Source organism: Micromonospora zamorensis, from assembly GCF_900090275.1.
GTDB lineage: Bacteria > Actinomycetota > Actinomycetes > Mycobacteriales > Micromonosporaceae > Micromonospora > Micromonospora zamorensis.
Map to the genome: position 1 here is coordinate 1,827,385 of NZ_LT607755.1, position 14,714 is coordinate 1,842,098.

11 protein-coding genes are annotated in these 14,714 nt (G+C 73.9%); 8 read left to right on the forward strand and 3 right to left on the reverse strand.

From position 1 onward, the window contains the following. Positions 1 to 7: 7 nt before the first annotated feature. The gene (locus GA0070619_RS32980) at positions 8 to 2,581 is read right to left on the reverse strand and encodes a beta strand repeat-containing protein (protein WP_197699705.1); all 2,574 of its coding nucleotides are present in this window, start codon (positions 2,579 to 2,581) and stop codon (positions 8 to 10) included. On the opposite strand from GA0070619_RS32980, the gene GA0070619_RS08235 reads away from it, so the two are divergent. Next, a complete protein-coding gene (locus GA0070619_RS08235; RefSeq protein ID WP_231927323.1) occupies positions 2,516 to 3,550 on the forward strand; it encodes a tetratricopeptide repeat protein in 1,035 nt (344 codons plus the stop codon). The two genes, GA0070619_RS32980 and GA0070619_RS08235, sit on opposite strands and share 66 nt — an antisense overlap. Then, a complete protein-coding gene (locus GA0070619_RS08240; protein WP_088947516.1) occupies positions 3,547 to 4,578 on the forward strand; it encodes an HAD-IIA family hydrolase in 1,032 nt (343 codons plus the stop codon). The genes GA0070619_RS08235 and GA0070619_RS08240 overlap by 4 nt, the downstream gene beginning before the upstream one ends. Before the next feature lie 23 nt (positions 4,579 to 4,601). On the opposite strand, the gene GA0070619_RS08245 is transcribed toward GA0070619_RS08240, so the two are convergent. Continuing rightward, positions 4,602 to 4,940 carry an SCP2 sterol-binding domain-containing protein gene (locus GA0070619_RS08245; RefSeq protein ID WP_088947517.1) on the reverse strand — a complete coding sequence of 113 codons (339 nt, stop codon included), beginning with the start codon at positions 4,938 to 4,940 and terminating at the stop codon, positions 4,602 to 4,604. A 111-nt stretch (positions 4,941 to 5,051) separates the two neighbouring features. On the opposite strand from GA0070619_RS08245, the gene GA0070619_RS08250 reads away from it, so the two are divergent. The 5 genes from GA0070619_RS08250 to GA0070619_RS08265 all read left to right on the forward strand — a co-directional run bounded on the left by GA0070619_RS08250 (position 5,052) and on the right by GA0070619_RS08265 (position 11,709). After that, a complete protein-coding gene (locus GA0070619_RS08250) occupies positions 5,052 to 5,666 on the forward strand; it encodes a phasin family protein (protein WP_088947518.1) in 615 nt (204 codons plus the stop codon). Next, positions 5,663 to 5,962 (forward strand): hypothetical protein, encoded by a 300-nt coding sequence (locus GA0070619_RS32190; protein WP_157743933.1) that lies wholly within the window; start codon positions 5,663 to 5,665, stop codon positions 5,960 to 5,962. The genes GA0070619_RS08250 and GA0070619_RS32190 overlap by 4 nt, the downstream gene beginning before the upstream one ends. A 38-nt stretch (positions 5,963 to 6,000) precedes the next feature. Beyond that, positions 6,001 to 6,864: a TlyA family RNA methyltransferase gene (locus GA0070619_RS08255; RefSeq protein ID WP_088947519.1), complete on the forward strand. Its 864-nt coding sequence runs from the start codon at positions 6,001 to 6,003 to the stop codon at positions 6,862 to 6,864. Between the two features lie 85 nt (positions 6,865 to 6,949). Continuing rightward, positions 6,950 to 7,834: an NAD kinase gene (locus tag GA0070619_RS08260; protein ID WP_088947520.1), complete on the forward strand. Its 885-nt coding sequence runs from the start codon at positions 6,950 to 6,952 to the stop codon at positions 7,832 to 7,834. A 158-nt stretch (positions 7,835 to 7,992) separates the two neighbouring features. Beyond that, positions 7,993 to 11,709 carry a S8 family serine peptidase gene (locus tag GA0070619_RS08265; protein ID WP_088947521.1) on the forward strand — a complete coding sequence of 1,239 codons (3,717 nt, stop codon included), beginning with the start codon at positions 7,993 to 7,995 and terminating at the stop codon, positions 11,707 to 11,709. Positions 11,710 to 11,789: 80 nt separating this feature from the next. Here the strand turns inward: GA0070619_RS08265 and GA0070619_RS08270 are convergent, their stop codons facing one another. After that, the gene (locus GA0070619_RS08270; RefSeq protein WP_088947522.1) at positions 11,790 to 12,809 is read right to left on the reverse strand and encodes a helix-turn-helix domain-containing protein; all 1,020 of its coding nucleotides are present in this window, start codon (positions 12,807 to 12,809) and stop codon (positions 11,790 to 11,792) included. An 89-nt stretch (positions 12,810 to 12,898) separates the two neighbouring features. Between GA0070619_RS08270 and recN the strand changes: the two genes are divergently transcribed. Further along, positions 12,899 to 14,656 carry a DNA repair protein RecN gene (recN, locus tag GA0070619_RS08275; protein ID WP_088947523.1) on the forward strand — a complete coding sequence of 586 codons (1,758 nt, stop codon included), beginning with the start codon at positions 12,899 to 12,901 and terminating at the stop codon, positions 14,654 to 14,656. Positions 14,657 to 14,714: the final 58 nt, after the last annotated feature.

Here is a 14,714-nt window from a genome sequence, read left to right on the forward strand (position 1 = left end):
TGTGAGTTCAGGACCGCAGGGCGGAGACCGTCCCCGTCGCTACGAAGACCGTACTGACGGCGCGGGCGGACGCGACCGCGGCCCGCGCCGCGATGACCGAGACCGTCCCCCGTACCGGGGAGACCGTGACAACGCTGGTGGCGCCCGCGGCGGCTACGCCGGCGGCCGCGACTCTGGTTCCCGTGGCGGCGACCGGGACAGCTCGCGTTCCAGCGCCCCCCGCGATGGTGGCTACCGTGGCGGCGACCGCGACGCTTCGCGTTCCAGCGCCCCCCGCGAGGGTGGCTTCCGTGGCGGCGACCGCGATGCTTCGCGTTCCGGTGCTCCCCGTGAGGGTGGTTACCGTGGCGGCGACCGGGACAGCTCGCGTTCCAGCGCCCCCCGTGAGGGTGGTTACCGTGGCGGCGACCGGGACAGCTCGCGTTCCAGCGCCCCCCGTGAGGGTGGTTACCGTGGCGGCGACCGCGACGGTTCGCGTTCCAGCGCCCCCCGTGAGGGTGGCTTCCGTGGCGGCGACCGCGACGGTTCGCGTTCCAGCGCCCCCCGTGAGGGTGGCTTCCGTGGCGGCGACCGCGACGGTTCGCGTTCCAGCGCCCCCCGCGAGGGTGGCTTCCGTGGCGGCGACCGCGACGCCTCGCGTTCCAGCGGCCCGCGTGAGGGCGGTTTCCGCGGTGGTGATCGGGATGGTTCGCGTTCCGGTGCTCCGCGTGAGGGTGGCTTCCGTGGTGGCGACCGCGACGCTTCGCGCTCCAGCGGCCCGCGTGAGGGTGGCTTCCGTGGCGGCGACCGTCGCGAGGGTGGTTTCCGCGGTGGTGATCGGGATGGTTCGCGTTCCGGTGCTCCGCGTGAGGGCGGCTTCCGTGGTGGCGACCGTGACGGCTCGCGTTCCAGCGGCCCGCGTGACGGCGGTTTCCGCGGTGGCGACCGTGAGGGTGGCTTCCGTGGCGGCGACCGCCGCGAGGGCGGCTATCAGGGTGGCGACCGCACCCGCTCCGGCCCGTCCCGCGAGGGCGGTTTCCGCGGCGGTGACCGCGAGGGTGGTTTCCGTGGTGGCGACCGCCGTGAGGGTGGTTTCCGTGGCGGTGACCGGCCGAGTGGACCGCGTGACGGCGGCGCGCCCCGTGAGGGTGGCTTCCGTGGCGGTGACCGCGAGGGTGGTTTCCGTGGTGGCGACCGCCGTGAGGGTGGTTTCCGTGGTGGCGACCGGGACGGCTCGCGTGCCAGCGCTCCGCGCGAGGGTGGCTTCCGTGGCGGCGACCGCGACGGTGGCTTCCGTGGCGGCGACCGCCGTGAGGGTGGTTTCCGTGGCGGTGACCGGCCGAGTGGACCGCGTGACGGCGGCGCGCCCCGTGAGGGTGGCTTCCGTGGCGGCGACCGCGAGGGTGGTTTCCGTGGTGGCGACCGCCGTGAGGGTGGTTTCCGTGGCGGTGACCGGCCGAGTGGACCGCGTGACGGCGGCGCGCCCCGTGAGGGTGGCTTCCGTGGCGGTGACCGCGAGGGTGGTTTCCGTGGTGGCGACCGCCGTGAGGGTGGTTTCCGTGGTGGCGACCGGGACGGCTCGCGTGCCAGCGCTCCGCGCGAGGGTGGCTTCCGTGGCGGCGACCGCGACGGTGGCTTCCGTGGCGGCGACCGCCGTGAGGGCGGTTTCCGTGGCGGTGACCGGCCGAGTGGACCGCGTGACGGCGGCGCGCCCCGTGAGGGTGGCTTCCGTGGCGGCGACCGCGAGGGTGGTTTCCGTGGTGGCGACCGCCGTGAGGGTGGTTTCCGTGGCGGTGACCGGCCGAGTGGACCGCGTGACGGCGGCGCGCCCCGTGAGGGTGGCTTCCGTGGCGGTGACCGCGAGGGTGGTTTCCGTGGTGGCGACCGCCGTGAGGGTGGTTTCCGTGGTGGCGACCGGGACGGCTCGCGTGCCAGCGCTCCGCGCGAGGGTGGCTTCCGTGGCGGCGACCGCGACGGTGGCTTCCGTGGCGGCGACCGCCGTGAGGGCGGTTTCCGTGGCGGTGACCGGCCGAGTGGACCGCGTGACGGCGGCGCGCCCCGTGAGGGTGGCTTCCGTGGCGGTGACCGCGAGGGTGGTTTCCGTGGTGGCGACCGCCGTGAGGGTGGTTTCCGTGGTGGCGACCGGGACGGCTCGCGTGCCAGCGCTCCGCGCGAGGGTGGCTTCCGTGGCGGCGACCGCGACGGTGGCTTCCGTGGCGGCGACCGCCGTGAAGGTGGTTTCCGTGGTGGCGACCGGGACGGCTCGCGTTCCAGCGCTCCGCGTGAGGGCGGTGGCTACCGTGGCGGCGACCGCGAGGGTGGCTACCGTGGTGGCGACCGGACGGGTGCTCCCCGGGCCGACGACCGGCCGCGTCGTGAGGGCGAGTTCCGCCGCGACGACCGCGCTGGCGGCTCCGAGTCGTACGAGGGTGGGCGTAGCTCTGGCCCGGCACTGCCGGACGACATCGTCGCGACCGACCTCGACAAGGACGTTCGCGCTGAGCTGCTCTCGCTGAACAAGCCGGTCGCCGAGACGGTGGCCCGGCACCTGGTCGCGACCGGTCAGCTGATCGACGAGGACCCGGCCGAGGCGTTGGCGCACGCGCTGGCTGCCCGGCGGCTCGCGTCGCGCATCTCCGCGGTCCGTGAGGCGGTCGGCCTTGCCGCGTACCACGCGGGGGAGTGGCAGTCGGCGATCGCCGAGCTGCGTACGTACCACCGGATGAGTGGTCTGCAGAGCCACCTGGCCGTGCTCGCGGACTGTGAGCGGGCTCTTGGCCGCCCGGAGCGGGCCATCGACCTGTTCCGTGGCGCTGACCGGGAGAAGTTGGACCAGGCCGTCGCGATCGAGCTGCTCATCGTCGCCGCTGGCGCCCGGGGTGACCTGGGGCAGAAGGACGCCGCGGTCGCGATGCTCCAGGTCCCGGACCTCACCAGTGAGGCCACGGTGCCGTGGACGGCTCGGCTGCGGTACGCGTACGCCGATGCGCTGCTCGCCGTGGGCCGGCGCGAGGAAGCCCGCGAGTGGTTCTCCCGTGCCGCCGACGTGGACACCGAGGGCGAGACCGACGCCGCCGAGCGGCTGCTGGAACTCGACGGCGTGCTCATCGAGGGCGACGACGAGGACGAGGCCGTCGAGGAGATCGCCGCAGGCCCGGGCACTCCGGGCGCGGTTCCGGCCCAGCCGGACGCCGACCTGACCGGCGACGACCGCGACGAGGACGACGACGACCGCGAGGACGCCGCCGCCGACGACGACGACGAAGACGACGACGAAGACGACGACGACGACCGCGACGACGACGACGACGAAGACGACGAAGACCGCGACGACGACGAAGACGACGACGAAGACGACGACGACGAGGACTTCGACGACGACGAGCAGGACGGTGCTGTCGGCCGCCCTGACGACGACGAGGACTCCGTCGACGAGGACGAGGACCGTCACCCGGACGAGGCTGGCAAGGCCGACACCGCTGCCGACGGCAGCGTGACGTCCGGCGACGCGGTGAACACCGACGACACCGCCCCCACCCGGGGTGACGAGTCGGAGCCGACGCAGCGGTGAGCGCGGGCGTGGGGGAGCGGCTGGTCGACGGGTACACCCTGGTCGTCTTCGACCTGGACGGCGTGATCTACCTGATCGACCGGCCGATCCCCGGCGCCGTCGAGGCGGTGGCCCGGCTGCACGACGAGGGGCGGGCGGTGGCGTATGCCACCAACAACGCCTCCCGGCGCTCCAGCGAGGTCGCCGACCTGCTCACCGGGATGGGCGTGCCGGCTCGACCGGAGGAGGTGCTCACCTCCGCTGCGGCCTCGGCCGAACTGTTGCGGGACAGGCTGCCCGCCGGCGCGCCGGTGCTGGTGGTCGGCGCGGAGGCCCTGCGCGCCGAGCTGCGTGCGGTCGGTCTGACCCCGGTCACCAAGGCCGACGAGAACCCTGCCGCCGTGGTGCAGGGGTACGGGCCGCAGGTCGGCTGGGCCGAACTGGCCGAGGCTTCGGTCGCGGTGCGGGCCGGGGCGCTCTGGATCGCCACGAACACCGACCGGACCCTGCCCAGTGGGCGGGGACCGCTGCCCGGTAACGGGTCGCTGGTGGCCGTGCTGCGTACGGCGTTGGAGCGGGACCCTGACGTGGTGGTCGGCAAGCCGGAGTCGGCGCTGTTCGAGACCGCCGCCCGGCGCGCGGGCGGTGGGCGGAGCCTGGTGGTGGGTGACCGACTGGACACCGACATCGAGGGCGCCCGCCGTGCCGGCCTGGACAGCCTGCTCGTACTCACCGGCGTCAGTGGCGTACCGGATCTGCTGGCTGCCGAACCGCGGCGGCGTCCCACGTACGTCGCGAGGGACCTGGCGGGGCTCTTCGACCCGGCTGCCGCCGTGCGGGTCCCGGGCCCGGCGGACGCCGGCGGCTGGTCCGTGACCGACCGCGACGGGGTGCTGGAACTGGCCGGGTCCGGTCGTCCGCTGGATGCGCTGGCCGCGCTCTGCGCGGTGGCCTGGTCGGCGCCGGAGCCGACGCTGCCGAAGATCCGCCCGATCGGCCCGGACGCGGCCCACGCGCTGGAGAGCTTCGGTCTGACCGCCGCTGCCTGACCGACGTCGGGCGAACGGGTCCGTCAGAGCAGTTTGCGCAGCTTCAGCAGGTCGAACGGGTTGGCCTTGATCGACACCCGGCGGGAGGTCACCGCGCTGGTGACGTCGAGATCGCCGCGGACCAGGGCGAGCAGGTCGTCGCTGGACGTGCTCAGCGCGATCTTGGCTTTGGGGTCGTCGCCGTCGGTCAGCTCGACCAGCCGACCGCCGGTGATCCGGCCGTGGAACGCGGTGTCCAGGTCGGTGATCCGGCAGGCCAGCGTCCGGTCCAGATCGATCCGTTCGCGCACCGTCTCCGCGTTGCGGTCCAGCCGGGCGGCCAGCTCCTGCAATGCCTGCCGGCACTCGTCCACGCTGGCCACATCTCCCCCTCGCTGATCGCCACGCCGTCCTCGGCACCGTACCGCACGGCACGGTCCGGGGTGCCCGGTAGCGTGACACCTGCACACCCCGCCCCGTGGAAGGACTCAGGCATGCAGGACGCGTGGCGCGCCTACTTTGAACTGGCCATGGGCCTCGCGGAGGCGCCCCGGAAGAAGGCCCAGGACGTGGCACGTCGCCTCGTCGGTTCCGGCGGCGCGACCGCCGCCCAACTCCAGGCGCTCGGCGAGGAACTGGTCACGACCGGCGCCGCCAACCGGGAGGCGCTGACCAAGCTGGTCCGCTTCGAGGTTGACAGGGCTCTCGGCGCGGTCGGGCTGGCCACCGCCGACGAGGTGGCCGAGCTGACCCGGCGGGTGCACGACCTGGAGCGGCAACTCCGCGAGGCGCGTGCCGCCGAGCCGGCGCACGCGCCGACTGCCGGCCCCCGGGAGCAACCCGATCCGACCCTCGCCGCGCCGCCCGGCGACCGTCTCGTGCCGTCCGACGGCCCGGCCGGTGCCCCGGTCTCCGCGCCGACGGCCGAGAAGGCCGTGGCGAAGAAGGCTGTGGCAAAGAAGGCCGTGGCGAAGAAGGCGATCGCCAAGAAGGCCATCGCGAAGAAGCCGCCGGCGACGATCAGCCGGACCGACGACGACACCCCGACCCCGGCGGTCATGCCGGCCAAGAAGGCGGCCCGTCCGCAGCCGCCGGACGCCGCCGAATGAGCCGGCCCCATCCGCCGACGGGCGGGTCGTTCCCGGCCCGGCCCGGTCCGCCCACTGGCGGGTCGTTCGCCGCCCGCCCCGGCCCTCCCGCAGGCGCCCGCCCCGGCCCTCCCACGGGGGTCCGTCCCGGGCCGCTGCTGGACGTCGGGGACGACGAGGCGCGGCACCCGGCGGTGGACGCCGCCGTGCAGGCCATGACCAACGCGGCGACGCTCGCCCCGGCCGACCAGATCGCGCAGTACGAAGCGGCCTACGAGACGCTGCGGGAAACCCTCGCCACCATCGACCAGACCTGAGCCGGACGACCAGGGCTGAGGAGACCGGAGAACCACCCATGGCACGTCGTAACCGGCTGGACGCCGAACTCGTCCGCCGCGGTCTGGCCCGCTCCCGGGAGCAGGCCGCCGCTTTGGTGGAGGCCGGCCGGGTCCAGCTGCGCGGGGTGGTCGCGCGCAAGGCCGCCGCGATGGTCGACCCCGCCGATCCCCTCCTGGTGACCGGTGCGGACCCGACCGAGGAGTACGTCTCCCGGGGCGGGCACAAGCTGGCCGGCGCGCTGGCCGCGTTCGGCGCCGGTGGGCTGCGGGTCGCCGGGCGGCGCTGCCTGGACGCCGGCGCCTCCACCGGTGGCTTCACCGACGTGCTGCTGCGCGCCGACGCCGCCGAGGTGGTGGCCGTTGACGTCGGCTACGGGCAGCTCGCCTGGCCGCTGCGCACGAACGAGCGGGTCCGCGTCCTGGAACGCACCAATGTTCGTACCCTCGAAGCCGAGACGATCGGCGGGCCTGTCGACCTCACGGTGGCCGACCTGTCCTTCATCTCGCTGCGTCTGGTGCTGCCGGCGCTGGCCGGCTGCACCCGCGACGACGGTGACCTGGCGTTGATGGTGAAGCCGCAGTTCGAGGTCGGCAAGGACCGGGTCGGCGCCGGTGGCGTGGTGCGCGATCCGGAGCTGCGTGCCGAAGCGGTGCTGGACGTGGCCGCGGCGGCCGAGCGGCTCGGTCTCGGGTTGGCGGACGTGGCGGCCAGCCCGCTGCCCGGGCCGAGCGGCAACGTGGAGTTCTTCGTATGGTTGCGCCGGGGCGCACCGCCGGCCGACCCGCAACGGGTGCGGGCCGTGGTGGCGGCTGGGCCGGACGGCCCGACGACGGCCGGCGACGTGCCGGACGTGGCGGCGGCGGAGGAGGTCGCAGGGTGAACGCGCGCAGCGAGGGCACTGGCACGACACACTGTTGCGCTGGTGCGACGGTGGCGCACCGCCGCCCGGTCAGGCAGGTGGCCCGATGAGCCGGACCGCACTGCTGGTGACGCACACCGGCCGTCGGCGCAGCACCGAGCACGCCCGGTCGGTCGCGGCCGACCTGATCGCCGCGGGTTTCGAGGTACGGGTGGTCGCCGACGAGGCCGACGACCTGGACCTGCCCGGCGTGGTGCCGGTCGCCGGTCAGCAGGCCGCCGAGGGCGCCGAGATCGTCTTCGCGCTCGGGGGTGACGGCACCTTCCTGCGTGCTGCCGAGCTGGCCCGCCCGGCGAAGGTGCCGCTGCTCGGCATCAACCTCGGCAAGGTCGGTTTCCTGGCCGAGGCGGAGATCGACGACCTGGACGTCGCGGTGCGGGACGTGGTCAGTCGCAACTACACGGTCGACGAGCGGCTCACCCTGGACGTCACCGCCGAGTTCGACGGCGGGCCGACCATCGAGTCCTGGGCGCTCAACGAGATCAGCATCGAGAAGGGCGAGCGGGCGCAGATGCTCGAACTGCTCGTCGACGTGGACGGGCGTCCGCTGTCCCGCTACGGCTGCGACGGTGTCGTCTGCGCCACGCCCACCGGCTCCACCGCGTACGCGTTCTCCGGTGGCGGCCCGGTGGTCTGGCCGGAGGTGGAGGCGTTGCTGCTGGTGCCGATCAGCGCGCACGCGTTGTTCAGCCGCCCGCTGGTCACGGCGCCGACGTCCACCTTCGTGATCACCGTCGACCCGTTCACCACCCTCGCGGTGCTCTCCTGCGACGGGCGTCGGGTCTACGACCTGCCGCCCGGCGCCCGGGTGACGGTGCGTCGGGGCGCCCTGCCGGTGCGCATCGTGCGGTTGCGGCCCCGCCCGTTCACCGACCGGCTGGTCGCCAAGTTCGCTCTTCCCGTGCACGGTTGGCGCGGCAGCCGCCGGTGACCGTGGCGCACACGGTCGGTGGACGTCGGTTGTCCACCTGACGACATGTCGCCGCTGCGGCGGCCGATGACTAGTGACCTGGTGACAGGCTCCGACGCACACTCCGATCGGCCCTCATCTACGGATGGCGGGCCTGGAGGAGTAGAGGAGCACATCGCATGCACTGGTCCCCACGCTGGCTCGCCGTCGGCGCGGTCGGCGCGTTGGTGGTCGGCCTCGCCGCACCGGCGTCCGCCGACCCGCCCGCCCGGCCCACCGGCCCGACGGCGGGCACACCCGCCCCGGGCGCCGCACCCGTACGTCTCACGCTGATCACCGGCGACCAGGTCGACCTGGTGCAGGCCGCACCGGGCCGGGTCGCCGCCACCGTCCGCCCGGGCCCCGGGCGCGAGCGGATCGTGTTCCAGACGATGGAGGTCGACGGCGCGCTGCGGGTGCTTCCCAGCGACGCCCTGCCCTACGTCTCCAGTGGGGTTCTCGACGCCAACCTGTTCGACGTGCAGAAGTTGGCCGCCGACGGCTACGGCGACGCCGCGCAGGGCAACCTGCCGCTGATCGTGCGCTACCAGGATCCGGCCGCCGGCCGGGTCCGGCCGCTCACCGTGGCCGCGGACGCCCGCCCCCTGGAGAGCATCAACGGCGCGGCTCTGCGGGTCGGCAAGGGTGACCTCGGTGGCCTGTGGAGCACGCTCGCCGGCACGCCGACCACCAGGGCCACGGCCGCCGCGCCCCGGCTGGGCGGCGGCATCGCCCGGATCTGGCTGGACGGGAAGGTCCGCCCGACGCTGGAGCACAGCGTGCCGCAGATCGGCGCCCCGCAGGCCTGGGCGGCCGGCCGGGACGGCAGTGGCGTGACGGTGGCCGTTCTGGACACCGGCGTCGATGCCACCCACCCCGACCTGGCCGGACGGATCGCCGAGGCGCGGGACTTCTCCGACAGCGGCAGCGCCCGCGACGGTCATGGCCACGGCACGCACGTCGCGGCGACCATCGCCGGCACCGGCAACGCGTCTGCCGGGCTGCGCAAGGGTGTCGCGCCCGGCGCGCGGCTGCTGGTCGGCAAGGTGCTCGACGACGGTGGCTCCGGCTATGACTCGTCCATCATCGCCGGCATGGAGTGGGCCGCCCACTCCGGCGCGAAGGTCGTCAGCATGAGCCTCGGCGGCGACCCGACCGACGGCACCGATCCGATGAGCCAGGCCGTCAACGACCTGACCGCCGAGACCGGCGCGCTCTTCGTGGTCGCCGCCGGCAACGCGGGCGAGGCGCGTACCGTCGGTTCGCCGGGCGCGGCCGCGTCGGCGCTCACCGTCGGCGCGGTCGACCGTGACGACAACCTGGCGGAGTTCTCCAGCCGTGGTCCACGACTCGGCGACAACGGCCTGAAGCCGGAGATCACCGCCCCGGGCGTCGGCATCGTCGCCGCGCGGGCCGCCGGCACCACCATGGGTACGCCGGTGGGCGACGCCTACACGACCGCGTCCGGGACCTCGATGGCCACTCCGCACGTTGCCGGCGCTGCGGCGATCCTCGCCCAGGAACACCCGGACTGGGCCGCCGGGACGCTCAAGGACGCGCTGGTGAGCACCACGAAGGCCAACCCGGCGTTGACCGTCTTCGAGCAGGGCGGCGGCCGGGTCGACGTGGCTCGGGCGCTCAAGCAGCAGGTGTACGCCTCGGCCACCGCTGACTTCGGACGGATCCAGACCGGCACCGCTCCGGTCGAGCGGACCGTGACGTACACCAACGGCACGAAGGTCGCGCAGACCCTGCGGCCGGCCCTGGAGCTGCGCAACCTGGACAGCGGCGCGGCCGAGACCGACGGCGTCTCAGTGGCCTCCGACGCGGTGACAGTGCCGGCGGGCGGAAGTGTCGCCGTGCCGTTGCGTGCCGACCCGGCGAAGCTGGCCCGGGGCCCGCACGGTGGCTGGCTGGTGGCGACCGGTACGGACGGCGTCGCCGTGCGCACGCCGGTCGGGCTCACCGTCAGCGGCCCGTTGCACCAGGTCACCATCAAGGTGTTGGACCGGCAGGGTCAGCTGACCCTCTCGCCGGGGTTGACCCTGTTCGGTGAGCAGACCGAGTCCGACTTCTGGGGCTGGTGGCCGGGCGAGGGCACCCTCCAGGTCGAGGAGGGCACGTACCTGCTGACCGCGATGATCGAGCACGGCGCTCCCCTGGATGAGCAGTTGACCCAGGCCGTCGAACCGGAGCTGGTCGTCGACCGGGACCTGACGGTGGTGCTCGACGCGCGCAAGGGCACACCGGTCCGGATCGAGACGCCGAAGCCCAGCGAGCAGCGGGCCACACTCAGCTACTACGTGCACCGGGTGTTGGCCAACGGCCGGCAGATCGACCACGGCGTGATGGCCTACAGCACCATCGGGCAGGTCAACGTCACGCCGACCCGCCAGGTGCGCCAGGGTGAGTTCGAGTTCGCCTCGCGCTGGCAGCTCGTCGCACCGATGGTGGACGCGAAGATCAGCGGGGTGTCCGGTCCACTGGACATCAACCTGCTGGGTACGTCACCGGCACCGACCGGCCGGCGCAAGCTGCCGCTGGTCTGGGCCGGCACCGGGACGCCCGCCGACCTGACCCGGGTGCGGGGCGCCGCGGCGCTGCTCGCCACCGACCCGGACCGATCCGAGGAGGAGCAGGTTGCCGCCGCCGCGGCCGCTGGCGCCGCCATGGTGCTGATCGTTCGGCCGGCGGACTTCTCGGCGTGGACGGTGTGGCGCCCGATCGGGGATCGACTGCCGATCCCGTCGATGGTGGTCGCGTACGACGACGGGCAGCGGTTGATCGCGGCGGTGCGCAAGGGCCGGGCGACGCTCGACCTGACGCTGACCGTGGACAGCCCGTACCTGTATGACGTGTGGCAGGTGTCGAAGGGCCGGGTGCCGGAGCGCATCGTGCACACCGTGACCGCGAAGAACACGGCCGAGGTGACCGCGAGCTACGGCGACACGGGTGCCGGCTGGGCCAGCGAGGAGCGGTTCAGCTGGCGTCCGTGGCAGGAGTACTCCTGGAACGACGACCAGCGCATGGTCCGCACCGGCACCACCCGCAAGGAGTTCGTCAGTGCCGGGGACAACTGGTGGCAGCACCGGGTCCAGCACAAGCTCATGTACCTGCAGTGGGGGCAGTTGACCGGCGGCCTGACCGAGGAGCCCCGACGCTACGACGCCGACGACCGGGAGACCGAGACCTGGCACGCCCCGGTGATCCGGCCGGCCGTACCGGCCAGCGGCGCACCGGTGCCCACGCGTACCGGTGACAGCCTCGACCTGCGGGTGCCCGAGTTCGTCGACGCGGACGGCCACTACAGCGTCGCCGGAAACAGTGAGGAGTCGGACACCGTCGAGGCCCGGGTCAGCCGGGACGGGAAGCAGATCGCCGACCTGTCCAGCGGGTGGGCCCCGGTGCCCACCACGGCGCAGCGGGCCCGCTACCGGCTGGACCTGACCACGAAGCGGTCCTCGGCCGAGTGGCGCTACGGCACCCGGACCGACACGGCCTGGGAGTTCACCTCGGCCCGGCCGACGGGCGACGCCACGCCGTTGTCGCTGTTGCAGGTGGACTACCGGGTGCCGGCCGACCTGCTCGGCACGGTACGCGGCAACCGCCCCCACCAGCTGGGGGTGACCCTGCGCCAACCGGCCGGGGTGGCAGCGCCGACCGGCACCAGCGTCCGGGTGCAGGTCTCCTTCGACGGGGGCGTCACCTGGCGGAACGCCCCGACCAGGGGGTCGGGCACCCGGTACACCGCGACCGTGCCCGCTGGGCGGGGAACGGTGTCGTTGCGGGTGCACGCCGCCGACCGGGCCGGGAACACCGTCGACCAGACGGTGCTCCAGGCGTACGGGCTGCGCTGATCCGGGAGGGCGGGGCGGTCACGCCGTCCCGCCCACCCGTCGAGGGGTCCACCGTTTTCCGACGGTGGGCCCCTTCGGCGTCAGAGCCAGCCGCGTCGGGCGACCTGGAACGCCAGCCCGGGGCGGGTGTCCACTCCGGCGGCGGCCATCAGGTCGGCGATCCGTCGCTGCACGGTCCGCCGGCTCACGCCGAGCTGGGAGGCGATGGACTTGTCCGGTACGCCGGCCACGAACAGCGACAACAGCCGTGCCTCGTCGGCATCCGGCTGGTAACCGTCGCTCGGATGGTCCTCGGGGTCCGGCCGCCGGTTCTCGGCCGCCGCGACGTTGAGGGGGTCGTCGAGCCGCAGTCGGGTGGCCACCCGCCAGTGGCTCTCGAAGAGGGCGAGCAGGGCGTCGAGCAGCTGACTGCGACCGATCACGGCGGCGCTCGGCTCCCCACCGTCGCGGTCGGGCACCAACGGGCAGATGGCGGTGCTGGCGTCCACGATGGCCAGTCGGACCGGCAGCCGGTCCAGCACCCGGGCCTGCTCGCCGGCGGCGACGCCCTTGGCCAGGTCGGCCAACGCGCCCGGTTCCAGCAGCAGGTCACGCTCGTAGATGGCCCGGTAGGTCACCCCGCGGGCCAGCGCGTCGAACTCCTCGACGTTCTCCGGGCCGGCCATCGCCAGGGGGTTGGCCCGGCAGAACCAGAGCACCTCGGTACGCGCCGAATTCTGCAGATCGCGCAAACGGTCCCGCAGGACCCGGGCGCCGGTGATCACCTCGACGAGGTGGTCGACGTGGTGCCGGCGTAGCCCGGACCGGTACTCCTCGGCCAGTTGGGTGACCCGGCGGCGGGCCGCCTCCAGGTCCTCCTGGCGACGCAGCAGCGCCCCGCCCAGGGCGACGTCCGGTGCGGTCGGGCGCAGTGGCGCGTCGGGGTCGGTGTCGGTGGGCTGCACCAGACCCTTGGCGCGTAGGGCCTCGACCTGGGCGACGACCTGCTCGCGCGGGCGTTGCAGACGAGCGACCAGGTCGTCGACGCGCGCCACCGTGAGCTGGAGAAGGCAGCGGTAGAGCTCCTCTTCAGCCGAGGTCAGGCCGATCACGTCCAACACGGGGCAGAACTGTACGTCGGCCGGGTGCCGGCCCCTCCCGGGCCCGTCGGCTGGTCAACTGTCGTGCCTCGCGTCTACTGTCGGTGGCTGTGCTGGAAGAGCTGCGCATCACCGGACTGGGCGTCATCGACGACACCACGCTGCCGTTGACCGGCGGGATGAACGTCATCACCGGCGAGACCGGTGCGGGCAAGACGATGGTCGTCACCGGCCTCGGCCTGCTCTTCGGCGGCCGGGCCGACGCCGGGCGGGTTCGCGCCCAACCCGGCCGGGCGGTGGTCGAGGGGCGGTTGCGCCTGACCGGGCGGGTCGCCGACGCTGTGCACGCGCGGATCACCGAGGCCGGTGGGGAGCCCGACGAGGACGGCTCGGTGCTGCTGAGCCGCACGGTGACGGTGGAGGGGCGCTCACGCGCCCATGTCGGCGGCCGCAGCATGCCGGTGTCGATGCTCGGTGAGGTCGGCGAGCAGGCGGTGGCCGTGCACGGGCAGTCCGACCAGCTGCGGCTGCTGCGCCCGGCCGAGCAGCGGGCCGCACTGGACCGCTTCGCCGGCCCGGCGCACGAGAAGCTGCTCGACGCGCTGCGCGAGGCGTACACGGGGTGGCGGCGGGTGGTCGACGACCTGGCCGACCGGCGGCGCAACGCCCGCGAGCGCAGCCAGGAGGCCGATCTGCTGCGGCTGGGCCTGGACGAGATCACCCGGGTCGATCCGCAGCCCGGTGAGGACGACGAGCTGAAGACCGAGGCGCAGCGGCTGGAGCACGCCGAGGGGTTGCGCACGGCAGCGCAGATTGCCCAACAGTGTGTGGCCGGTGGCGCCGAGGCCGCCGAGGAGACGCCCGACGCGGCGGTGTTGCTCGGGACCGCCCGACGGACCCTGGAGGCGCAGGCCGGCACCGACCCGGCGCTGGGTGAGTTGGCGTCGCGCCTGGAGGAGGCGGCCACGCTGGTCACCGACGTGTCGGCGGAGCTGTCGGCGTACCTGGCGACGCTCGACGCGGACCCGGCCCGGTTGCAGCACGTCTACGAGCGGCGGGCGGCGCTGCGCGCCCTGACCCGCAAGTACGCCGACGACGTCGACGGGGTGATCGCCTGGGCCGATCGGGCGCGGACCCGACTGTCCGATCTGGACACCTCCGACGATCTGCTCGACGAGTTGGATCGGGAGGGTCAGCGGCTCGCCGTCGAGGTGGCCGACCTGGCCGGGCGGGTGTCGGCCTCCCGGCAGGAGGCGGCGGTCCGGTTCGCCGACCAGGTAACGGTGGAGCTGGCCGGGCTGGCCATGCCACACGCGCGCATCGAGGTGGCGGTGCTGCCTCGCCCGGCCGGGCGCGCCGAGCCGACGCTGTCGGTCAACGGCGTTGAGGTGGGTGTCACCCCCGATGGCGGCGACGAGGTGGAGCTGCGGTTGCTGGCCCACCCGGGCGCGCCGTCGTTGCCGTTGCAGCGCGGCGCCTCCGGCGGTGAGCTGTCCCGGGTGATGCTCGCCATCGAGGTGGTCTTCGCGGGCTCGGGTGGCCCGCCCACGCTGGTCTTCGACGAGGTCGACGCCGGTGTCGGCGGTCAGGCGGCGGTGGAGATCGGCCGGCGGCTGGCTCGGCTGGCCCGCAGCCACCAGGTGCTGGTCGTCACGCACCTGCCGCAGGTGGCCGCGTTCGCCGACCGGCACCTCGTGGTGGCGAAGGACACCGGGGGCGCGGTGACGACCAGCGGGGTGCGGGTCGTGGAGGACACCGAGCGGGCCCGGGAGCTGGCCCGGATGCTGGCAGGTTTGCCCGACTCCGATCTGGGTATCGCCCACGCCGAGGAGCTTCTGGCCGTGGCCGCCAAGGAAAGGCGGTTGTGACGCCGCGTATTGTGAGCGCAAGCACACCGGCTTGTGCCGACGTGTGCTTCCCTGGGTA

Coding starts and splice junctions, on each gene's coding strand:
- GA0070619_RS08265 (WP_088947521.1), top strand. CDS start 7,993: ATGCACTGGTCCCCACGCTGGCTCGCCGTCGGCGCGGTCGGCGCGTTG.
- GA0070619_RS08255 (WP_088947519.1), top strand. CDS start 6,001: ATGGCACGTCGTAACCGGCTGGACGCCGAACTCGTCCGCCGCGGTCTG.
- GA0070619_RS32190 (WP_157743933.1), top strand. CDS start 5,663: ATGAGCCGGCCCCATCCGCCGACGGGCGGGTCGTTCCCGGCCCGGCCC.
- GA0070619_RS08250 (WP_088947518.1), top strand. CDS start 5,052: ATGCAGGACGCGTGGCGCGCCTACTTTGAACTGGCCATGGGCCTCGCG.
- GA0070619_RS08260 (WP_088947520.1), top strand. CDS start 6,950: ATGAGCCGGACCGCACTGCTGGTGACGCACACCGGCCGTCGGCGCAGC.